Raw genomic sequence first — 21,569 nt, forward strand, 5'->3', positions numbered from 1 at the left:
CGTGCCCACCAGCGTCGCCGCCGACCTCAGCTTCGAGCTCGACCGGCCGGGGCAGCCACCGGTGCGCGGTCGCCTCACGGGGAGCGCGAACCGGCTCACGCTCGACGTCGACGAGCCCGGCGCGTTCGCCGGGTCCGGTGACGCGGGCGTCGTCCGGGCCGCCGGGGCGGCGCTCGCCGCGCGGGGCCTGACCGTGCGGGTCGTCTCGGGCGACCTGCACCTGATCACCCTCGGGGCGGTCCGCGTGCCGTGGTGGCAGCGTCGCGTCACCCGCTCGCGCCACATCCGGCTCGGGAGCGTGCGCGGCGCCTGGACGGCCGCGCGCTCGCGCGCCGGCGGCGCGGAGTCGGTGCTGCCGGACGCGGCCATGCTCCCGCCGACCACCCTGTGGCCGATCGTCCCGACGTTCGTGCGACCGGTGCGGCGGAGCCCGACGACCACCCACGACCCCGCCCGCGGCGGCAGTCCGCGGCTGGTCCTGGAGAAGGAGCGGCTCTGGGCCGGTGAGCGCCAGCCCGTGTACTGGCTCGAGGGCGACCGGACGACCATCGGCAGCGGCCCGGACTGCGACGTCCGGCTGCCGGGGCTGCTCGACCTGCACGCCGTGGTCCGCCACGACGACGACGACGAGTTCGTCGTCCTGAGTCGCGGGGGGCTCACCCGGGTGCACGGTGCGGCGGTCACGGGTCGTCAGGTGCTCCGCACCGGCGCGCGGCTGGAGGTCGGCGAGCACGTGCTCGCGTTCTACCGCGAGGAGCACGCCGACCACGGTCGCCCGCACGGCGGACGCATCGGCGGCGAGCTCGGGCGTCAGCTGCCCCAGGAGCCGCGCCCCAGCCACCGCGGCCCCGAGGACCCTCCGGACCTCTGAGCGGCCCGCCGGCGCCTCACGCGCTCGAGGCGACCAGCGGTGCCGCCGGCTGCCCGGCGACACCAAGTCGGCGGCGCGCCTCGTCGAGGGTCGCCAGCACCGAGACCGTCTCGTCGTGGGGGTGCAGCGGCGACTCGACCCGTCCCTCGGCCACGTAGTGCGCGAAGGCGATGGCCTGGAAGGCGTAGCCGTCGGTCGGACCGTCGGAGGGCCCGGGGGGTCGCGGGTGGGTCCAGGTCGCGGTGCGGGAGGAGTCCCACGAGCCGACCGTCACCGACAGGCTCGACGGGGCGAAGAACGGCGCCGCGACCCGGAGGTGACCGGCCGAGCCCGCGACCTCGGCGGTCGTCGGCAGCGAGGAGACCAGCGACGTCGACACCAGCGCGGTGGCGTCACCCGCGCTGAGCAGCAGGTGGGCCGAGGCGTCGACGCCGGACGGCGCCAGGGTGCCGGTGGCCGCGACCGTCGTGAGGCGACCCAGGACCATCGAGGCCAGGCTGACCGGGTAGATGCCCACGTCGAGCAGGGCCCCGCCGCCGAGCTCGGGGCTCCACAGCCGGTGGCCGGCGTCGTAGGGCACCGCGGAGCCGAGGTCGGCGCGCACCAGGTGGGGCTCGCCGATCAGCCCGTCGGCGAGCACCTGGCGCAGCACGTCGGTCTGGGGCAGGTAGCGCGTCCACATCGCCTCCATGGCCAGCACGCCCGCGGCCGCGGCGGCCCCGGTGACGGCGGCGGCGTCGGCCGCCGTCATCGCCATCGGCTTCTCGACCAGCACGTGCTTGCCGGCCGCGATGGCCTGGAGGGCGTGCTCGCGGTGCAGCGGGTGGGGTGTCGCGACGTAGACCGCGTCGACGTCGGGATCCTCGAGCAGCGACCGGACGTCGCGGTGGCACCGCTCGACGCCGTGCTCGCGGGCCGTCGCCTGCGTCCGGGCGGCGTCCCGTGCGGCCCAGGCGACGACGCGGTGGTGGGAGTGCGCGTGCAGCGACGCCACGAACCGGGCGCCGATGCCGGTGCCGACCACGCCCCAGCGCACGGGCGGGACGGCGTACGGGTCGAGGCGGCGGGGGGCGGGCAGGAGGAGGCTCACGCCGAGAGCCGCTCGCCGGTCTCGGTGTCGAAGACGTGGACGTCGGCCGGGTCGGTGGTGACGTGGACGACGTCGCCCCGGTGCACGTGGTCGCGAGTGGCGATCCGCACGATGATGTTGGCCGGGGTGCCCTCGACCCCGGAGGTGCCGTAGACGAAGCTGTCGGCGCCGAGCTCCTCGACGACGGTCACGCGGACCGGGAGCCCGCCCTCGGCGTCCGAGACGATGCGCCACGACTCCGGCCGCACACCGACGGTGACCCGTCCGCGCATCCGCTGCGCGGCGGTCGGGTCGACGGGCACGAGGTAGTCGCCGATGGCCGCGCGGCCCTCGACCGCGGTCGCCTCGAGCAGGTTCATCTGCGGGGAGCCGATGAAGCCGGCGACGAACAGGTTCACGGGCCGGTCGTAGAGGTTGAGCGGGGTGTCGACCTGCTGCAGGAGCCCGTCCTTCATGACCGCGACGCGGTCGCCCATCGTCATGGCCTCGACCTGGTCGTGGGTGACGTAGACGGTGGTGACGCCGAGGTCGGCCTGGAGCCGCGCGATGTCGGTGCGGGTCTGGACCCGCATCTTGGCGTCGAGGTTCGACAGCGGCTCGTCCATGCAGAAGACCTGGGGGCTGCGCACGATCGCGCGCCCCATCGCGACCCGCTGGCGCTGCCCGCCGGAGAGGGCCTTGGGCTTGCGCCCGAGGTACTCCTCGAGGCCGAGGATGCGGGCGGCCTCGGCGACCCGCTTGCGCCGCTCGGCCACCGGCACCTTCGCCATCTTCAGCGCGAAGGCCATGTTGTCGGCGACCGTCATGTGCGGGTAGAGCGCGTAGTTCTGGAACACCATCGCGATGTCGCGGTCCTTCGGCGGCACGGTGGTGATGTCGCGGTCGCCGAGCATGATCCTGCCGCCGTCGACCGCCTCGAGCCCGGCCAGCATCCGCAGGGTCGTGGACTTCCCGCACCCGGACGGGCCGACGAGGACCATGAACTCGCCGTCGCGGATCTCCAGGTCGATGCCGGGGACGGCGGCCTTGTCGGCTCCCGCGTACCAGCGCTGCGCCTTGTCGAACGTCACTGTGGCCATGTGCTTGAGCTCCCTTCGCCGGCGGGGCCGCCGGCGACGCGTGGTGGTGGAGGTGAGGGTGGGGTGGGTCAGGCGCTGGCGCGCCGGACCAGGGACGGCGGGAAGACGATGCGCATCGCGCGCGGACGGCTGCCGTCGTCGAGCTGCTCGAGCAGCAGGCGGGCCGCCTGGTCGGCCATGTCGCCGACCGGGGCGTGCACGGTCGTGAGTGGCGGTGACGTCCGCTCGGCGACGCCGAGGTCGTCGTAGCCGACGACGGCGACGTCGTCGGGGACGCGGCGCCCCGCCCGGGCCAGGGCCCGCAGGGCGCCCAGGGCCATCAGGTCGGAGGCCACCGCGAGCCCGTCGAGGTCGGGGTGCTCGCGGAGCAGCTGCTCGGCGGCCGCCTCGCCCCCGGCCTCGGTGAAGTCGCCGTGGACCACGGCGTCGTCGGACAGCCGCGCCTGGTTCATCGCCATCCGCCAGCCGAGGAGCCGGTCGACACCGGCGGTCATGTCGGGCGGCCCGGCGATGGTGCCGATCCGGCGGCACCCCCGCTGGACCAGGGCCTCGGTCGCGGCGTTGCCGCCGGCGATGTTGTCGGTGTCGACGTAGGCGACCTTGTCGGCGCTGGTCCAGGGCCGGCCGACGAAGACGCACGGCAGGCCCATCGCGGCGAGGTGGTCGCTGAGGTGGTCCTCGCGGTGGTGGGAGACCACGATCGCGCCGTCGATGTGCCGGTTGCGCAGGTAGCGCAGCATCCGCTGCTCCTCCTTGCCGGGCCCGGTGAGCAGCAGCACCAGCTGGAGGTCGCGGGCGCCGAGGACCCGGCTGACGCCGCGCAGCGTGCGGGCGAAGAAGGGGTCGGAGAAGACCCGGTCGTCCGGCTCCGGCACGACCAGCGCCACCGAGTCGGTGCGCCGCGTCACCAGGCTGCGGGCCGCCGGGTTCGGGGCGTAGCCGAGCGCCAGGACGGCGGCCTCGACGGCGTCGCGGGACTTCTGGCTCACCTTGTCGCCGCCGTTGATCGCCCGGGACGCCGTCGCCCGGGAGACCCCGGCGACCCGGGCCACCTCGTCGAGGGTGGGCAGGGACTCCGACCGCACGCTGTCGTCGTCCATCACGCGGGTCACGCTAGTGCCCCTCGATGCGACCGGACGCCGCGACGCGGGCGTACCAGTGGGCGCTGCTCTTGGGGGTGCGCACCTGGGTGTCGTAGTCGACGTGGACGATGCCGAAGCGCTGGCCGTAGCCGTAGGACCACTCGAAGTTGTCGAGCAGCGACCAGGCGAAGTAGCCGCGCACGTCGACGCCGGCCTCGATCGCGGCGTGCAGGGCGCGCAGGTGCGCCTCGACGTAGGCGCGGCGCTCGTGGTCCTCGACCCGGCCGTCGACGACCTCGTCGGGGTAGGCGGCGCCGTTCTCGGTGATCCAGATCGGCGGCAGGTCGTAGTCGGCGTCGAGCCGCACGAGCAGCCGGGTGAACCCCTCGGGCTGCACCTCCCAGCCGATGCCGGTGCGCGGCAGGCCGCGACCGGGCTCGGTGATGTCCTCCCCGCCGGGGAACGGCGTCCCGCTGAGCAGGTCGGGGTGCCGCACGCCGCCGTCGTCGGGGGCCGGGTGCGGGTGGCCGGAGTAGGCGGCGCCGTTGTAGTAGTTGACGCCCAGGACGTCGAGCTTGCTGCTGACGGCGGCCAGGTCGCCGTCGTGCACGACGTCGGACCAGGGGCGGCCGGCGAACTGCATCGCCGCGGTGTCGGCCAGCACGTCCTCGGGGTAGGCGCCGCGCAGCAGCGGGTCGAGGAAGACCCGGTTGAACAGGCCGTCGACGCGGCGGGCGGCGTCGTGGTCGACCGGGTCGGTGGGGTCGTGCGGGTCGGCGACGGTGAGGTTGAGGGTGATCCCGAGGTCGGCGGTCGCCCCGTCGGCGCGCAGGGCCTGGACCGCGAGCCCGTGGGCCAGCATCAGGTGGTGCGCGGCGACCAGCCCGGCCGCGCCCTCCCGGCGTCCGGGGGCGTGCCGGCCCGAGGTGTGGCCCAGGAACGCCGAGCACCACGGCTCGTTCATCGTGGTGATCGTCGGCACCCGGTCACCCAGCGCGTCGTGCACGGTGCGGGCGTAGTCGACGAACCGGTGCGCGGTGTCGCGGTTGGTCCAGCCGCCGGCGTCCTCGAGCGTCTGCGGCAGGTCCCAGTGGTAGAGCGTCAGCCACGGCGTGATGCCGGCGCCGAGCAGCTCGTCGACCAGGCGGCGGTAGAAGTCGAGGCCCGCCTGGTTGACCGCGCCGCCGTCGGGGCGCACCCGCGGCCAGGCCACCGAGAACCGGTAGGACCCGAGGCCGAGGTCACGCACGAGCGCGACGTCCTCGGGGTAGCGGTGGTAGTGGTCGCACGCGACGTCGCCGGTGTCGCCACCGATCACGGCGCCCGGCAGGCGGGAGTAGGTGTCCCAGATGGAGGGCGTGCGGCCGTCCTCGGCCGCGGCTCCCTCGATCTGGTACGCCGCGGTCGCGGCGCCCCACCCGAACCCGGGCGGGAACTCGACCGGGCGGAGGTGGGCGGGGGGTGTGTCGAGCTCGGTCATCCCTTGAGGGCTCCTTGCATGATGCCGGTCACCAGCTGGCGACCGGTCAGGACGAACAGGACGAGGAGGGGCACGGTCGCCATCGCCGTGCCGGCCAGCAGCAGGGCGTAGTCGGTCGACTGGCCCTGTCCGGTGAGCGCGAGGCGGTCGAGGGCGATCTGCAGGGTCTCGGTCTTCTGCAGGGCCACGAGGGGCCACATGTAGTCGGTCCAGACCTGCATGAAGGTGAAGAGGAACAAGATCGCCATGGCGGGCCGGGCGGCGGGGACGGCGACGGTCCAGAACGTGCGGAGCATCGAGCAGCCGTCCATCCGGGCGGCCTCGATGAGCTCGTCGGGCACGGCGTCGAAGAGGTACTGACGCATGAAGAACACGCCGAACGCGGTGACCAGGGTCGGCAGGGCGACCGCGGCGAGGGTGTCGAGCAGTCGGTAGTCGCGCATCAGGATGAACAGCGGCACGATCGCGAGCTGGGTCGGCACGGCCATCGTCATCACGACGAAGCCCATCAGCGGCCCGCTGCCGCGGAAGCGCAGCTTGGCGAAGCTGTACCCGGCGAGGGTGGAGAAGACGACCACCGACGTCGCGCACACCGTCGAGACGACCAGGCTGTTGAACATCGCCTGCCAGAAGTCGATGGTGTTGAGCACGCGGCCGGCGTTGTCGAGGAAGTGCCCGCCGGGCAGCAGCGGGGGCGGGGTGTCCAGGGCGCGCTCCCGGGTGTGGGAGCCGATCATGAACGACCAGTACAGGGGCAGGGCCGAGCCGACCACGAAGGCGGCCAGCAGCCCGTAGACGAGGGCTCCGGGGCGTCGGGTCACAGCGCTCTCCGTCGGGTGAGCCACCGGGTCGCCGCGTAGTTGACGAGCACGATGGAGATGATGAACAGGAAGAGGAGCCAGGCGGCGGCCGAGGCCCGGCCGTAGAACTGGTCCTCGATGCCCTTGACGTAGACGTAGAGCGTCATGGTCATGTACTGGTGGTCCGCTCCACCCTCACGCTGCGCGGTGTCGTCGAAGAGCCTCGGCTCGGTGAAGATCTGCAGCCCGCCGATGGTGGTGGTGACGATGACGAAGATCATCGTCGGCCGGATCATCGGCAGCGTGATGTGGAGCAGCTGGCGCACCCGGCCGGCGCCGTCGAGCGAGGCCGACTCGTAGACCTCGCGCGGCACGGCCTGCATGGCGGCCAGGAAGATCAGCGCGTTGTAGCCGGTCCAGCGCCAGTTGACCATGCTGGAGATGGCCGCGTGGCTCCACCAGCGCTCGACGTGCCACCGGATCGGGTCCAGCCCGACGCTGCTGAGAAGCTCGTTGACCAGCCCGGAACGGTCCGAGAAGAGGGTGCCGAAGATCAGCACCGCCGCGGTGGGCGCGACGACGAACGGGAGCAGCACGCTGATCCGCCAGAACGTGCTGCCCCGCAGCTGCTGGTCGAGCAGCGCGGCGACGGTCACGGCGATGACGACCTGCGGGATCGACGACATCGCGAAGATGCTGAGGGTGTTGACCAGCGACTTGGTGAAGAGCGGGTCGTCCAGCACCCAGCGGAAGTTGTCGAGGCCGATGAACCCGCCGCGGGTGTAGGCCAGCCGGTCCCAGTCGTGCAGCGAGAGGTAGCCGGTGTAGGCGAGGGGGAACATGCCGACCACGGCGAAGACGAGGAAGAACGGCGACACGAAGAGGTACGGCGCGAGCCTGACGTCCCAGCGGGCCCGTCGTTCGCGGCGCAGGAGCCGGCGTTCGCCGCGCCGGCCCCCGCGCCCCCCGTCGCCGGGGTCCTCACCGTCCCGCGACCCGGCGGCGCGCCGGGTCGCGGTGCGGTTGCCGGGCTGGGCCGCCGTGTCGGCCTCAGCCGGCGCGGTCACTGCAGGGAGTCGACGTCGGCGAGGAAGGTCTTCCACGACTCGTCGGGTGTCGCGGAGCCCTCGTCGACCCGGTCGACCGCGGCCTGGAACTTGCCGAGGATGTCGGAGTAGAGCGGTCCCTGGAACGGCTGGACGTCGATGGCCTCGGCGCGGTTGATGTAGATCTCACCGACCGGGGCGTCGTTGAAGTACTCGTCGGTGGTGCCCTGCAGCTCCGGGCTCTCCAGCGCCTCGACCTGCGAGGGGAAGTTGCCGAGCTCGGCGAAGACGCGCAGCTGCTGCTCCGGCGCGGTCAGCCACTCGAGGAACTCCTGGGCCGGGCCCTGGTGGGTCGAGGTCTTGGGCACCGCGAGGAACGACCCTCCCCAGTTGCCGCCGCCACCGGGGAAGACGTCGGCGATGTCCCACACCACGCCGTCCTGCAGCTTGCCCTGGTTGTCGCGGATGTTGCTGCGCATCCAGCCGGGGCAGGGGATGGTGGCGAACCCGTCCTTCTTGAACGCCGCCTCCCAGTCGGGGTTCCACTGCTTGTTGCGGGTCGAGAGGGTCTCGGCGTTGGCGGTGACCGTGGCCCACACCTCCTGCAGTCCCTCGTTCTCGACGTCGATGGTGCCGTCCTCCTTCTCGAAGGGGTTGGGCACCTGGTTGAGCATGGCCTGGGCGATCGAGCCGGAGGAGTCGTACCACGCGGCGTCGGAGGCGCCGGTGAACTGCTCGCCGAGGGCGTAGTAGTCGTCCCAGGTGGTCATCAGCTTCGCGACCTCCTCGCGGTCGCTGGGCAGGCCGGCCTCCTCGAACAGGTCGGCGCGGTAGCAGAACGCCTCGGGGCCGGCGTCGGTCGGGTAGCCGAGCATCTGGCCGTCGGCGGCGGTCGCGGCCTCCTGCTTGAACTCCAGCCACCGTCCCTCGACGTCCTCGTCGGACAGGTCGACCCACCGGTCGGGCGCGGCGATGATGGCCGGCATGAAGTCGCCCTCGATGGCGACGATGTCGGGCAGCCCGGCGTTGGCCTGGAGGTTGGTGTTGAGCTCGTTCTTCCAGTCGTCCCACAGCGAGACCTTGGTCTGCTCGACCTGCACGTCGGGGTGCTCGGCGTTCCACTCCTCGATGAGGGCGTCGTACCCGAACTCGCCGAAGGTCGTGATGGTGAGGGTCTCGCCGGCGGCCAGCGTGTCCTGCTCGGCCGACTCGCCCGGGTCTCCTCCGGAACCGCCGCAGGCGGTGAGGGTCAGGGCGAGCGCGAGCGTCGCCGTGACGCCCAGGCCGGGGCGGCTGATGCCGCGAGGGGTCTTCTTGATCACGTCTGGTCTCCTACGAGGTCCGGGTCTGAAGTGGTGTGAGAGCGCTTCCATTCGGGGTGGCAGAACTGTGACACGGGCCACGTCGGTGTGTCAACGGTCACACGGCAGGTTCGAGGGTGGGCCCCGCTGCGCTGCGGCTGGGCGGGCCGGGCATACGTGGAAGCGCTCCCACCGGTAGGTGACTTCGCGGGGTCGGGGTGAGCGTTCCGGGCGCTCTGGCGACCCGCGACCAACGGTGCCGACGCCGACGCGCCCACCAGGCCGGTCGGTGGCCTGGTGGGCGCGTCGGGGTGGGGACGCCGCTCGGCGTCCCAGTGGTGTGCGGGTGCCGTGCGGATGGTGTGCGGGTCGTGGGGCGGTGGTGGGCCGGGCTCAGCCCAGCGTCGAGGTGTCGATGACGAACCGGTAGCGCACGTCGGAGGCGAGGACGCGCTCGTAGGCCTCGTTGACCTGGTCGGCGGCGATGACCTCGATCTCGGAGCCGATGCCGTGCTCGGCGCAGAAGTCGAGCATCTCCTGGGTCAGCGCGATGCCGCCGATCATCGAGCCGGCGAGCGAGCGGCGTCCGCCGATGAGCGACATCGCCTGCACGGCCAGCGGCTCCGGCGGGGCGCCGACGTTGACGAGGGTGCCGTCGACCGCGAGCAGCCCGAGGTGGGCGTTGACGTCGATGCTGGCGCTGACGGTGTTGAGGATCAGGTCGAAGCTGCCGGCGAGGGCGGTGAAGGTGTCGGGGTCCGACGTGGCGTGGTAGTGGTCGGCCCCGAGCCGCAGCCCGTCCTCCTGCTTCTTCAGCGACTGCGACAGCACCGTCACCTCGGCGCCGAGGGCGTGCGCGATCCTGACCGCCAGGTGCCCGAGGCCGCCGAGGCCGACGACCGCGACGCGGGTGCCGGGGCCGGCGTTCCACCGCCGGAGCGGCGCGTAGGTGGTGATGCCCGCGCACAGCAGCGGCGCGGCCGCCGCGGGGTCGAGGCCCTCGGGGATCGAGAGGACGAAGTCGGCGTCGACGACGACGTGCGTCGAGTACCCGCCCTGGGTGGTGGTGCCGTCGCGGTCGGTGGCGGCGTAGGTGCCGACCATGCCCGCGACGCAGTACTGCTCGTCGCCGCGGCGGCAGTTCACGCACTCGCCGCAGGAGTTGACCATGCAGCCGACGCCGACGCGGTCACCGACGCGGTGTCGGGTGACGTCGGCGCCGACCTCGGTGACGGTGCCGACGATCTCGTGGCCCGGGACGACGGGGAAGGGCTGCGGCCCCCAGTCGCCGTTGACGGTGTGGATGTCGGAGTGGCAGATGCCGGCGTACTCGATGGCGATGAGGACGTCGTCGGGTCCGACGTCGCGGCGCTCGATGGTGGTGGGGGCCAGCGGCTGGCCGGCGGCGGGGGCGGCGTAGGCGTGCACGCGCATGGTGGTTCTCCTTGGTTCGGGTTCGGGGTTCGGGTTCGGTTCGGTCGGTTCGGGGTGGGTGCGGGCGCGCTCGGACGCCGGACCGCGGCGTCCAGTGGGGTCGGCCCGGTCAGGCGCGGGCCGGGAGGGGTGGCGCGGTCAGGGGCGCCGGGTCTCCTTGAGCTGGTCGGCGAGGACGCGCGCCTCGCCCGCGAGCAGCGCGGCCCGGTCGGCGTCGCCGGCCTCGACCGCGTGCCAGTAGTCGATCTTCAGGCGCACGTAGCGCTGACGCAGGGCGATCGCCTCGGCCTCGGCGGCCAGGCGCCGCTCCTGGGCGGCGAGCAGCGCGGCCTGGTCGCCGGCCGCGGACGGGCCGACCTGGCCGTTGGCGACGTAGCGCCGCATGTCACCGACCGACATGCCGGTCGCGGCGAGGCAGGCGATCCACATCAGCTGGTCGAGGTCGGCCTCGTCGTAGACCCGGTGCCTGCTGCTGGCGCCCCGGGCGATGGGTGCGACCACGCCGATGGACTCGTAGTAGCGCAGCGTGCTCGCCGGCAGGCCGGTCAGCGTGGCCGCCTCCTTGATCGTGTACCCGCGCTGCGTGGTCCTGGCCTCCATGCTCACGACGGTAGGAACTTCGAGTACTTGAAGTCAAAGGTCGACCAGGTCACACGGGCCCGGGGAACCAGCGGCCGCGCGCCGGCGTCGGAGCAGGTATGACGACCACCACTCGCCACCTGCTCGTCGCCGTCGTCCTGGGCCCGCTCGCGCTGACCGGGTGCGGGGACGACGCCGGTGCCGGGGCGGCCGACGTCCCGGCGCAAATGCTCACGATCGAGGCCTCCGACTGGAACGGCTGGGACCCCGAGCACCAGGCGACGCCCGAGGTCACGACCCTCGAGGTCGAGGTCGGGGCCACCGCCACGGTCGAGAGCGTCGGCGAGGAGATCACCTTCGAGGTCACCGAGGTCGGCGACGGCGAGGTCGAGGTGTCCAGCGACCAGCGGCTGGCGCCGTCCGGCGAGTCGGGCGGGAGCAACCTCAACGACCTGGTCGAGGAGTTCACGGTCGTGACCGGCGAGGAAACCTCCCTCGCCACCCCGACCCTCGACGCCGGCTACTCCTACCTCCTCACGCTGACCCGTCGCTGATCAGCGACGGGTCAGCGCAGAAACCAGGTCGACCCGTCAGTGATCAGCGACGGGTCAGCGCAGAACCCAGGCTGACCCGTCAGTGATCAGCGACGGGTCAGCGTAGAAACCAGGCTGACCCGTCAGTGATCAGCGACGGGTCAGCGAAGAGCCAGCGCCCCACGTCCGTCTGGGGGGGATTGCGGACGCGGGGCGCTGGTCGGCCGTGCCCGGAGGCGGGCCGGTCGAAGCGTAACGGGGCGGGCGCCGTCGTGCCCGAGGATCCCCGCGACCGGTCCGGCTAGTCCAGCCGGACGGCGACCAGGGCGATGTCGTCGTCGTGGTCGGAACCGCGCGTGAGGTGCTCCACCAGGTGCTCGACGAGGCCGGCAGGGTCGGCGGGGCCGACCCGCACGTGGTGCAGCAGCCGGTGCAGACCCAGGTCGAGGGACTCCGTGCGGCGCTCGACGAGCCCGTCGGTGTAGCCCAGCAGCAGGGTGCCGACGGGCAGGGTCGCGGACTCCTCGTGGCGGTCGGGGTGCCCGACGCCGATCAGGGGGTCGTTGCCGTCGGTCCGGCCGAGCAGCTCGACGCGGCCGTCGGGGTACCGGACGGCGAGCGGCGGGTGCCCGGCGCACGACCAGACGAGGTCCCAGCCGTCCGGCGTCCGGGTCAGGAACACCTGGAGCATGGAGGCGATCGTGCGCAGCTGGAGGTCGACGAGCAGCCGCTCGACCCGTGCGATCACGCTCGACGGGGTGGCGTCGGGGTCGTGCACGCAGGCGCGCAGGAGCCCGCGCAGCTGGCCCATCGCGGCCGCCGCGAGGATGTCGTGCCCGACGACGTCGCCGACCGCGAGGGCGATGGTGCCGTCGGCGAGGGTGGTGAGGGTCGTAGAAGTCGCCGCCGACCTGCGAGCCGACCGCCCCGGCGTGGTACTGCGCCGCCGAGCGGATCCCGCGGATGACGGGCAGGTCGGGCAGCAGGCTGCGCTGCAGCACCTCGGAGTTGCTGCGCTGGAGCTCGTGGAGCCGGGTGTTCTCGACCAGGACGCCGACGCGGCGGCCGAGGTCGGCGGCCACCTCGACGTCGTCGCGGGTGAACTGCGGGCGGTCGGGGGAGCGACCCAGGACCAGCACCTCGGTCGCGGGGCCACGACCGGGCAGCGGCACCAGGACGGCGGAGCGCACCGGGAACGCCGCGCTGGCGGCGAGGTAGTGCTCGTCGGCGATGTAGTCGCGGCGGGTGTCGCTGCCCTCGGGGGTGTCGAGGTCGGTGAGCAGGCGCCCGCCGTCGGCGCCCACGAGGACGTCGACCGGGGGCCCGGCGACGAGCGCGGCGGCCAGGCCGTCGGCCACGTCGCGGAGGTCACCGACGAGCTTCTCGGTGCTGTGCTGGGCGGCGAGGACGCCGAGGTCGTCGGTGCCGCTCGGCCCGAGGACCAGGGCGAAGTCGGCGACCCGCGGGACGAGCAGGTCGATCAGCCGGCGGTGGGCGTCGGCGACGTCGGTGGCGCCGACCAGGCCGCTGCTGGCGTCGACGAGCAGCTGGAGCCGCTCCTCGGCGGCCTCGGACGCCGCCCGGGCCCGGCGCTCGGCGAGCAGCGCGGCGTCGCGGGCGCGGTCGGCCTCGATCCGCCCGGTCACGTCGGTCTGGATGCCGACGAAGTGGGTGAGCGCGCCCTCGGGGCCGTGGACCGGGCTGATGTGCACCTGGTTCCAGTACGCCGTGCCGTCCTTGCGGTAGTTCAGCACGGTGCACGTGACGTCCTCGCCGGCACGGACGGCCCGGCGGATGCGGTCGACGTCGGCCGGGTCGGTGCCGGCGCCCTGGAGGAACCGGCAGTTGCGACCGACCGACTCCTCCAGCGTGTAGCCGGTGGTGGCGGTGAAGGCGGGGTTCACCCAGACCAGGGGCAGGTCGGGGTCGGTCGCGTCGGCGAGGGTGAAGGACAGCCCGGTGGCCACCACCGCGCGCGAGTGCAGGTCGAGGCTCGTCGCCGGCGGCACCTCCTTGCGCCGTCCGATCGGCAGCATCACGACCAGCGCGTAGGACTTGAGCATCGGCGAGTCGAGCATCGGCAGCGCGACCACCCAGAGCGGCTGGCGCTGCTGACCCATGTCGCTGCCGCGGAGGGCCGAGACCGCCTGGCCGTTCACCGGCTCGGTGCGGGCCAGGCGCGACAGCGGGTGGGTAGTCTCGGAGAGCAGACCGCCCTCGAGGTCGCGCAGCCCGGCCGCGTCGGACCAGACGTCGAGCGGGCTCGGGAGCTGCAGCCCGGGTGCGAGCTGGCGGGCGACGGCGTTTGCGTGCACGACGTCGCGGGAGCTCAGGTCCACCAGGAGGACGGCGGACGGCTCGTTGCCCACGAGGTAGCCGAGCTCGTCGAAGGAGCTCTCCAGGTCGGCGGTGAACGCCTGGTCGGCGCGGCTGGTCGACGATGTGATGGTGGTTCCACTCCTCAGGCCGGATGACCCCACGATGAGAGGAAACCGTCAGCGAGGTCGTGTGCCCGACGAACGGAGGTGCGGCAGCACGGGCAACGTTGCTGCGAGAACGCTCGACGATTGTACGTGGCCCCGCGCCACCCGCCGGGGTGGCCGGGGGCGCTCACGAGCAGTCGCTCACCAGCAGTCGATGCAGGGCGACTGCGGCACGTGGGGGCGCCCCTCGAGCACCTGCACGGCGGCGGCCGCCGCCTTGAGCACGGGGTCGGTGCCGGCGGCCGAGGCCGGTGCTGCCGAGCCCACCGCGACCCCGGTGCAGAGGACGACCCCGACGATTCCCGACATGATCCTGGTGCGCATGGTTGGTGTCCCTTCGTCGTGATGTGCGGTCCCTGGCTTCGTTACCACCATGCTCCGCGGGGTATGCCTGGGTCACGGGTCGACCGGGGGGTAGAAGGTGTCAGGACACAAGTCACCCCCGGGCGGCACGGGTCACACCAGCCGGTCCGGGGCGACCCCAAGGGGTCGTCGACGACTTGTACAGTGCGCTCAACTCGGGTGGAGGAGAAGAGATGGTCGCGACCACCGATGCCGTGGGCACCGGTCCCTCCGACGAGCCCGTCGTCGCCAGGAGCGGTCCGTCCGCGTCCGGCGCCGAGCGCACGCCGCTCACCGAGCGCGACGTGGAGTCCTTCGCCGCCCTGGGTCTCGACCCGGTGGCGCTGCGGGTCTACCAGCAGACGCTGCTCGCCGACGAGTGGTCGCCCCAGCAGCTGCGCGAGCACCTGCAGGTCGGGGAGGACGCCGTCACCCCGGCCATCGCCTCCCTGGTCGCCAAGGGGCTGCTGGTCCCGTCGCAGGAGGTCGACGGCACGCTGCGGCCGGTAGGCCCCCGCGTGGGCCTGACCCGGCTGATCGAGGAGCGCGACCGCACCCTCCGGTTCGCGCAGGAACGACTCAGCCAGACCCGGCAGGCGACCCAGCAGCTGATCGAGCTCGTCGACGACCACGACACCCGCCAGCGCAGCAGCCTCGAGCAGGTCGAGGGCCGTGACCACGTGGCCGACCGGATCTCCGAGCTCCTCGGGCAGGCCACGAGCGAGGTCCTCACCGTCCTGACGATGCTGCCGAGCCCCGAGGCGATGGAGACCGCGCGCCGGGGCGACACCGTGCTCCTCGAGCGGGGGGTCCAGACCAGGATGCTGGTGCTCACCGGGCACGTGCGCCGCTCCCGCGAGTACGCCGCCTACCTCGCCGAGCTCGTCGGGCTCGGCGCCGACGTGCGGGTCGCGGCCACCCTCCCGACCCGGATGATCCTGGTCGACGACTCCGCGGCGATCATGCCCACCGACCCCGACGACCCGGGGGCCGGAGCCACGATCGTCCGCCACCACAGCCTGATCCGGCTGATGCGCGAGACCTTCGAGTCGCTGTGGCGCGGAGGTCGCCCGCTCGGGGACGACGAGGACCGTCCCGACCGCTGGGAGCCCAACGAGCTCGAGCTCGAGGTGATCCGGTTCCTCGGCCGCGGCAACAAGGACGAGGCGATCGCCAGGCGCGTGGGGATGTCGCTGCGCTCGGTGCGCCGGCTGGTGTCCCAGATCAGCCAGGAGCTCGGCTCCAACAGCCGTTTCGAGCTCGGCGTGATCTGCTGCGACCGGGGCTGGGTCGAGGCCACCGAGCGCCGCTGAGACCTCCCGGCGCGCGGCTCGCCCGCTCGCCGTGCAGAAGGTGCCACGTCCGGTTGTGCCCCCGCCGGCTCCCTTGTCGGGGGTGCTGACCCGGCCGCAGTGTCGAGGACATGAACCCCGACCACCTGCCGGCCCCCCACCCGACGTTCCGGGTGCTCGGACCCGTGAGCGTGTGGGACGGGGAGAGCTACCAGCCGCTACCGGCGTCGAAGCCGGTGAGCATGCTCGCCACCCTGCTCACCTCGCCCAACGAGGTCACCTCGAACGAGTTCCTGTTGCGGGCCGTGTGGGGCGACGAGGCCGACGTCGACGCCCGCTCGGCCCTGCGCACCTGCACCACCCGGCTGCGCAAGCTGCTCGTGCGCCACAACCTGGGCGACGACCTCATCCAGACCGTGTCCGGCGGCTACCGGCTGCGGGCCGGCGTCGAAGAGCTCGACCTCCTCCTCTTCCGCGAGCACGTCGTCGGCTCGACCCGCCTCGAGGGCGTCGACCCGCAGGTGCGCGCCCTCCGCGGCGCGCTCGACCTCTGGCAGGGCTCGCTGCTGTGCAACGTCGGCTCCGACGTCCTGCACCGCGGCGTGGTCCCGCTGCTGGAGGAGGAGCGGCTGCAGGTGCTCGAGCGCATCGTCGACCTGCTCGTCCGCGACGGCCGCGACCAGGAGGCGCTGGCCGAGCTGCAGCTGCTCACCCGCAGCCACGAGGGCCACGAGCGCTTCGCCCTCCAGCTCGTCGGGGTGCTCTACCGCGCCGGTCGCCGCGAGGACGCCCTGGCCGAGTGCACCCGGATGAAGCAGTACCTCTCCGACGAGCTCGGGCTCGACCCGACGCCCGAGCTGACCGCGGCCGAGATGGCGATCCTCACCGGCCAGCCGATGGTCCCGGGCGCCACCGCGCCGCCCGCCCCGACGGCGACCTCGTTGTCGGTCGCGGCGCCCGCCGTCGACGACACCACCGGCCCGGCCGCGGCCGGCCCGGTCGCCTCGGGCGTGGGCGACGCCGGCGGCACCGGCGGCACCGTCCACCTCCTGCGCCCGGCCGCGGTCGTCGAGGAGCAGCCGCCCGCCCCGGCGCCCACCCTGCCCACGTCCCGGTCGCTGCTCGGGAGCTCCGGCTTCGTCGGCCGCGAGGACGAGCTCGACCGGCTGGTGAACCAGCTGACCGGGCGCGACGGCGTCCGCTCGCTGTGCCTGCTCGTCGGCTCGCCCGGCGTCGGCAAGACCTCGCTCGCCCTGCACGCCGCGGCCCGCGTCGCCGAGCACGTGGCCGGGCACGGCGCCGGTGGCTCGGTGCAGGCCATGGTCCGGATGCGCGACCACGACGACCGGCCCCGCGACCGCGAGGACGTGGTGGCCGACCTCGCCGCCCAGCTCGGCCCCGGCGCCCACGACACGTCGACGTCGCCCGGGCTGCTCCTCCTCGACGACGCCGTGCGCGAGCAGGACGTCGCCGCCATCGCCGACGCCTACCCGCACCGCTCGGTGCTGATCACCACCGGGGCGCCGATGCTGCGGCTGGTGCGCACCCACGGGGCGCTGGTCCACCGCGTCGAGGAGCTGCAGATGGCCGACGCCCTGGCGCTGCTCGGCCGGCTGCTCGGCCCCGCCGGCGTCGCGGAGGACATGCTGGCCGCCTACGACATCGTCACCCACTGCTGGCGCAACCCGCTCGCGCTGCGCGTCTTCGCGGCGACCCTCCAGACCCGGCCGGCCTGGGGCCTGTCCGCGGCGGCGCAGTGGCTGCGGGAGGACCCGGTGGCCCGGCTCTCCGGCGGCGCGGGAGACCTGTCGCTCGCGGCCTACTTCGACCTGGCCATGCTGCGCCTGGAGCCCCCGCTGCCCGACGTCGTGACCCGTCTGTCCGCGCTCGACGACGACGGGTTCTCGCTGCGCGAGGCCGGGGACGCCCTCGACGGCGACCGGTTCGGGCCGCCCCACCAGCACCTCGACGACCTCGTCAACCGCGGCTGGCTCGACGAGCTCGCCCCGGGGACGTTCCGGGTCGACCCGCTCGTGCGGGCCTTCGCCCTCCGGAGCCCGGCCCCGGCGCGCGGCCCGAGCGCCGTCCCCGTCCTCCGCCCCTGTCCCGCCCTCGATCCGCCCCAGGAAGGTGCCCGATGACCACGTTCGACCAGATCGCCCCCACCCGCCCCCGACTCCAGCGCGACGTCCTCTTCACCGAGACCCCGCAGGGGGTGCTCTTCCACAACTCCAAGGGCGGCTTCCACCTCAACTCCGGGAGCGCCTACCGCTTCGCCTCGCTCGTGGTCCCGCACCTCGACGGTCGCGCCAGCGTCGCCGAGCTCGGCGGCGGGCTCGGCGAGGCCCAGCGCTCGATGATGGCGACCCTGGTCTCCTCGCTCCTCGAGCGCGGCTTCGCCCGCGACGTCGCCGCCACCGGCGGCGACCTCGAGCTCGACGACGCCGCGGTCACCGAGCGCTTCGGCGCCCAGCTCAACTACATCGACCACTACGTCGACGACGCCTCGCGCCGCTTCGAGCGCTTCCGCTCGGCCCGCGTGGCCGTGCTCGGCACCGGTGACGTCGCCACCTGGTGCGTCCGGGCCCTGGTCCGCAACGGCGCGAGCACGCTGGTGGCGGACGTCGCCGGCGACCCCGAGGTGGGGGCGACCGTCGCCGAGCTCGCCGCCGCCGGCGTCACCACCGTCCTGCAGCCGCTCGACGCCGGCACGGGGCCGCGCGGCTGGGCCGACCTGGGCGACGTCGACGTCGTCGTGGTCGCCGGGACCGGCGCGGTCGCGCAGGCCCACCGCCTCGAGGCCGAGGCCGGGGCGGCGCCGTCCGGCGTCGTCGTGCTGCCGGCCTGGGTCATCGGCCGTCGCTCGGTGATCGGCCCGATCATCGAGCCCGGCAGCCAGACCACCTGGGCCGGCGCCGTCCGCGCCCTCGGGCGCGGCCGCCAGGCCGACGAGGCGGCGGTCTGGGAGCAGGTCGCGCAGCCCGCCCTCGGCTCGCCCGTCGGTCCGGAGGGCCCGATGGCCGCGATGATCGGCAACCACCTCGCCTACGAGGTCTTCCGGGCCGTCACCGGCTGCCTGCCCGCCGAGACCCGCGGCGGCGTCGTCATCCAGGACCTCGACTCGCTCGACGTCGTCGCCGAGGGGCTGCTGCCCGACCCGGCGCTGCCGACGACGCGGCCGCTCGACCCCGACGACACCATCGACTGGACCCTGCTCGACCCGCCCTACGACGCCCACGCCCACGAGGGCGCGGCCGACGAGGACCCGGTCGCGGTCGCCCTCAACCAGCGCTCCCGGCTCGTGCAGCAGCACACCGGGCTGGTCCCGGAGTTCACCGACGACGCGTGGACCCAGACCCCGCTCAAGCTGAGCAGCGCCACCCTCTCGACCGGCCGGGACCGCACCGAGACGCTCGTCGTGGCCGACATCGACCACGTGGCCGCCGCGCGGCTGCGGGTGCTCGACCGGGTCGCCGTGCGGCACGCGGCCACGGCCCGCACCCGGCCGACCCGCGGTCGGTCGCTGGCCGACGCGGTCGAGGTGGAGGCGCCCGCGACCGGCGAGCACACCGGCCACGCCGCCGGCGGCACCCTCGGCGCGGCGACCGTGCGGGCCCTGGCCCGGGCGGTGGCCCACCGGGGCGTCGTCGACGCCCTGCGCGGCGCGCCGGTGCACCGCGTCGACCTCGACGCCTGCCTGACCCAGGACGCCGTCCCGGGCACCCGCCGCGGCGCCGAGGTCACCTTCCTGCTGCGCTCGGCCGAGCTGCTCGGCGTCGAGCTCGAGGTGCTCGAGGTCGCCGCGCCCGCCGGCGCCGCCCGGGTCGCCCTGGTCCGCTCGCCCAGCCACCGCGACGTCCACGCCGTCGCCGCCGCGCTCGACCTGCCCACCGCCGTCCGCGACGCCGTGGTGGACGTCGTCGGCACCGTCCAGGCCCGCACCGACGCCGCCGGCACCGCCGCGGAGCCCGCGTCGTGCAGCGTGGTCGAGCCCGTCGTGCCGGCCCTGGACCCGTGGACCCTCCAGGTGCGCGACGACGCCGGGACCCGGCCGACCGCGCCCACCTGGGAGGAGTCGGTCACCCGGCTGGCGGTCTCCGGGCTGTCACCCGTCGCGGTCCGCACGACCACCGCGGCGCTCGCCCCGGCCGGGGTCGAGACCGTCGCGGTCACCCTCGTCGAGGACGGCTCGGCCCGATGACCATCACCCCGGCCCGACCGGGCGTGGCGCCGCCCGACACCCAGCGCCGGGCGCGGCCGCTGCCCGGCCTCGCCGCCGCCGTCGCCGCCGTGGGTGCCGGGGGTCGGCCGAGGACCGCGTGGCTCGGTCTCGACGACGCCTTCCGGGTCGCCCCGGACCTCGACGACACCGCGGGCCCCGACGGCACCGACGGCACCGACGGCACCGACGGCCCGCCGGTCCTGGTGCACGACCGCCAGGCGCTGGTCGGCCCGGTCGCCCCCGTGCCCGGCGAGGCCTGCCCCACCTGCCTGGCCCGCCGCTGGCAGGCGGTGCGCCCCGAGACGCTGCGCACCGCGCTCGAGCTCGGCCACGGCGCCCGCCACGGTGTCGACGAGCCGTGGGCGAACCCCTTCGCGGACCTCACCGTGGCCTCGCTCTCGGCCCTGGTCGGGCCGCGGCCCGGCACACTGCACGCCGAGGTGCACGACGTCGACCTGGAGCGGCTGCACGTCACCCGGCACGCCGTCGTCGCCGACCCCGAGTGCCAGTCCTGCGGCGCGCTGCCCGAGGACGCCCCGTGGCAGCCGCACCTCGCGGCCTCGCCGAAGCCGGCCCCCGACAGCTACCGCGGCCGCTCGATCTTCGACTACGACCTCGACCTCGACGCCTACGCCAACCCGGTGTGCGGCGCCCTGGGTCCCGGCATCGTCCGCGACGTCACCTCGACGACGACGTCGGCCACGGTCGGCTGCCTGATGGTCCGGTCCGCCGAGTACCTGCGCGAGACGTTCTGGGGCGGGCACGACGACCGGTTCGACGTCAGCGCCCGGATCGGCGTCCTGGAAGGCCTCGAGCGGGCCGCCGGGATGCGCCCGCGCGGCGTCACGACCGCGGTCACGGCCAGCTACCACGAGGTCGCCGCGGACGCCGGCGGCGCCGGGGTGCTCGACCCGCGCACGTGCGGGCTCTACGACGACGCCTTCCACGCCGAGCACCCCTGGATCCACCCCTTCGACCCCGACCGCCCGATCCGCTGGGTCTGGGCGCACTCGCTGCGCGACGACCGCCCGGTCCTGGTGCCCGAGGTGCAGGCCTACTACCACATCCCCGGCCAGGAGAACCGGTTCGTGCAGGAAAGCTCCAGCGGCTGCGCGACGGGGGCCAGCGAGGTCGAGGCGACCTGGTTCGGGCTCCTCGAGGTCCTCGAGCGCGACGCCTTCCTGCTCGGCTGGTACGGCGGACGCCCGCTCCCGGAGATCGACGTCGCGAGCAGCGCCAACCTCTCCACCCGGGCCACCGTCGAGCGGCTCGCGCTGCACGGCTACCGCGCCCGCTTCTTCGACGCCCGGGTCACCTTCCCGGTGCCCGTCGTCATCGGCGTCGCCGAGCGCGTCGACGGCGGCATGGGCCGCCTGTGCTTCGGCGCCGGCGCCTCGCTCGACCCGGAGGTCGCCATCGAGGGCGCGCTCTGCGAGATCGCCACCGACGCCCCCAACAGCCGGCTGCGCTGCACCAACCACGAGCCGCGCCTGCGGGCCATGGTCGACGACTTCGCCCACGTCCAGTCGCTGCACGACCACCCGCTGCTGCACGGCATCCCGGAGATGCGGGGCTACTCCGACTTCCTGCTCGCCGAGCAGCCGACGAGCACCGTGCACCAGCGCTTCGAGGTCGACCGGCCGCGCCCGCGCCCCTCGCTCGACCTGCGGACGGACCTCGACACGGTGCTGGGCCTGGTCACCGACGCCGGCTTCGACGTGCTGGTGGTCGACCAGACGATGCCCGAGCAGCGGGCCCTCGGCCTGCACACGGTCAGCGTGCTGGTGCCCGGCCTGCTGCCGCTCGACTTCGGCTGGTCGCGCCAGCGGGCGCGCTCGCAGCCCCGGATGCTCACCGCGCGCCGCGAGGCCGGCCTCGACGACCGCGACCTCACGGCCGAGGAGCTCACCCCGGCCCCGCACCCCCTGCCCTGAC

General features: G+C 74.1%; 17 protein-coding genes and 1 pseudogene. 6 read left to right on the forward strand and 12 right to left on the reverse strand.

Annotation, left to right across the window (positions count from 1 at the left end):
- Position 1: 1 nt before the first annotated feature.
- A complete protein-coding gene (locus FE634_RS02440) occupies positions 2–871 on the forward strand; it encodes an FHA domain-containing protein (protein ID WP_138874981.1) in 870 nt (289 codons plus the stop codon).
- Positions 872–887: 16 nt separating this feature from the next.
- Here the strand turns inward: FE634_RS02440 and FE634_RS02445 are convergent, their stop codons facing one another.
- The 9 genes from FE634_RS02445 to FE634_RS02485 form a co-directional block, all read right to left on the reverse strand.
- Complete coding sequence (locus FE634_RS02445) at positions 888–1,961, reverse strand: Gfo/Idh/MocA family protein (RefSeq protein ID WP_148240317.1); 1,074 nt, start codon at positions 1,959–1,961, stop codon at positions 888–890.
- Positions 1,958–3,040 carry an ABC transporter ATP-binding protein gene (locus FE634_RS02450; RefSeq protein WP_148240318.1) on the reverse strand — a complete coding sequence of 361 codons (1,083 nt, stop codon included), beginning with the start codon at positions 3,038–3,040 and terminating at the stop codon, positions 1,958–1,960. Before FE634_RS02450 ends, FE634_RS02445 begins: the two co-directional genes overlap by 4 nt.
- A gap of 68 nt (positions 3,041–3,108) precedes the next feature.
- Positions 3,109–4,152, reverse strand: coding sequence for a LacI family DNA-binding transcriptional regulator (locus FE634_RS02455; RefSeq protein ID WP_246060807.1), 1,044 nt, complete (start codon positions 4,150–4,152; stop codon positions 3,109–3,111).
- Between the two features lies 1 nt (position 4,153).
- A complete protein-coding gene (locus FE634_RS02460; protein WP_138874982.1) occupies positions 4,154–5,602 on the reverse strand; it encodes a glycoside hydrolase family 1 protein in 1,449 nt (482 codons plus the stop codon).
- Complete coding sequence (locus tag FE634_RS02465; protein WP_246060809.1) at positions 5,599–6,423, reverse strand: carbohydrate ABC transporter permease; 825 nt, start codon at positions 6,421–6,423, stop codon at positions 5,599–5,601. Before FE634_RS02465 ends, FE634_RS02460 begins: the two co-directional genes overlap by 4 nt.
- Positions 6,420–7,469 (reverse strand): carbohydrate ABC transporter permease, encoded by a 1,050-nt coding sequence (locus FE634_RS02470; protein ID WP_212721788.1) that lies wholly within the window; start codon positions 7,467–7,469, stop codon positions 6,420–6,422. The genes FE634_RS02465 and FE634_RS02470 overlap by 4 nt, the downstream gene beginning before the upstream one ends.
- The gene (locus tag FE634_RS02475; protein ID WP_222847655.1) at positions 7,466–8,770 is read right to left on the reverse strand and encodes an ABC transporter substrate-binding protein; all 1,305 of its coding nucleotides are present in this window, start codon (positions 8,768–8,770) and stop codon (positions 7,466–7,468) included. The genes FE634_RS02470 and FE634_RS02475 overlap by 4 nt, the downstream gene beginning before the upstream one ends.
- Before the next feature lie 372 nt (positions 8,771–9,142).
- Positions 9,143–10,183, reverse strand: a complete 1,041-nt coding sequence (locus FE634_RS02480) for an NAD(P)-dependent alcohol dehydrogenase (protein WP_148240320.1) — start codon at positions 10,181–10,183, stop codon at positions 9,143–9,145.
- A 138-nt stretch (positions 10,184–10,321) separates the two neighbouring features.
- Positions 10,322–10,783: a MerR family transcriptional regulator gene (locus tag FE634_RS02485; protein ID WP_138874985.1), complete on the reverse strand. Its 462-nt coding sequence runs from the start codon at positions 10,781–10,783 to the stop codon at positions 10,322–10,324.
- A 98-nt stretch (positions 10,784–10,881) separates the two neighbouring features.
- On the opposite strand from FE634_RS02485, the gene FE634_RS02490 reads away from it, so the two are divergent.
- Positions 10,882–11,316, forward strand: a complete 435-nt coding sequence (locus FE634_RS02490) for a hypothetical protein (protein WP_138874986.1) — start codon at positions 10,882–10,884, stop codon at positions 11,314–11,316.
- 280 nt (positions 11,317–11,596) lie between these two features.
- Here FE634_RS02490 and FE634_RS21835 read toward each other — a convergent pair whose 3' ends face one another.
- From FE634_RS21835 to FE634_RS02500, 3 genes and pseudogenes are all read right to left on the reverse strand, one after another.
- Positions 11,597–12,667: a PP2C family protein-serine/threonine phosphatase gene (locus FE634_RS21835; protein WP_396954639.1), complete on the reverse strand. Its 1,071-nt coding sequence runs from the start codon at positions 12,665–12,667 to the stop codon at positions 11,597–11,599.
- 304 nt (positions 12,668–12,971) lie between these two features.
- A pseudogene (locus FE634_RS21840) lies at positions 12,972–13,415 on the reverse strand (PAS domain-containing protein); the annotation flags it as partial.
- Positions 13,416–13,919: 504 nt separating this feature from the next.
- On the reverse strand, positions 13,920–14,102 hold the full coding sequence (locus tag FE634_RS02500; RefSeq protein ID WP_137294421.1) for a hypothetical protein: 183 nt from the start codon (positions 14,100–14,102) through the stop codon (positions 13,920–13,922).
- Positions 14,103–14,314: 212 nt separating this feature from the next.
- Here FE634_RS02500 and FE634_RS02505 point away from each other — a divergent pair, with 212 nt between their 5' ends.
- The 4 genes from FE634_RS02505 to FE634_RS02520 all read left to right on the forward strand — a co-directional run bounded on the left by FE634_RS02505 (position 14,315) and on the right by FE634_RS02520 (position 21,568).
- Positions 14,315–15,433, forward strand: a complete 1,119-nt coding sequence (locus FE634_RS02505; protein WP_138874989.1) for a response regulator transcription factor — start codon at positions 14,315–14,317, stop codon at positions 15,431–15,433.
- Between the two features lie 110 nt (positions 15,434–15,543).
- Positions 15,544–17,553, forward strand: a complete 2,010-nt coding sequence (locus FE634_RS02510) for a BTAD domain-containing putative transcriptional regulator (protein WP_138874990.1) — start codon at positions 15,544–15,546, stop codon at positions 17,551–17,553.
- Positions 17,550–19,613, forward strand: a complete 2,064-nt coding sequence (locus tag FE634_RS02515; protein ID WP_148240322.1) for a transcriptional activator protein — start codon at positions 17,550–17,552, stop codon at positions 19,611–19,613. The genes FE634_RS02510 and FE634_RS02515 overlap by 4 nt, the downstream gene beginning before the upstream one ends.
- Positions 19,610–21,568 (forward strand): TOMM precursor leader peptide-binding protein, encoded by a 1,959-nt coding sequence (locus tag FE634_RS02520; protein ID WP_137294425.1) that lies wholly within the window; start codon positions 19,610–19,612, stop codon positions 21,566–21,568. Before FE634_RS02515 ends, FE634_RS02520 begins: the two co-directional genes overlap by 4 nt.
- Position 21,569: the final 1 nt, after the last annotated feature.

Origin of the sequence: Nocardioides sp. S-1144 (genome assembly GCF_005954645.2) — a bacterium.
Lineage (GTDB): Bacteria > Actinomycetota > Actinomycetes > Propionibacteriales > Nocardioidaceae > Nocardioides > Nocardioides dongxiaopingii.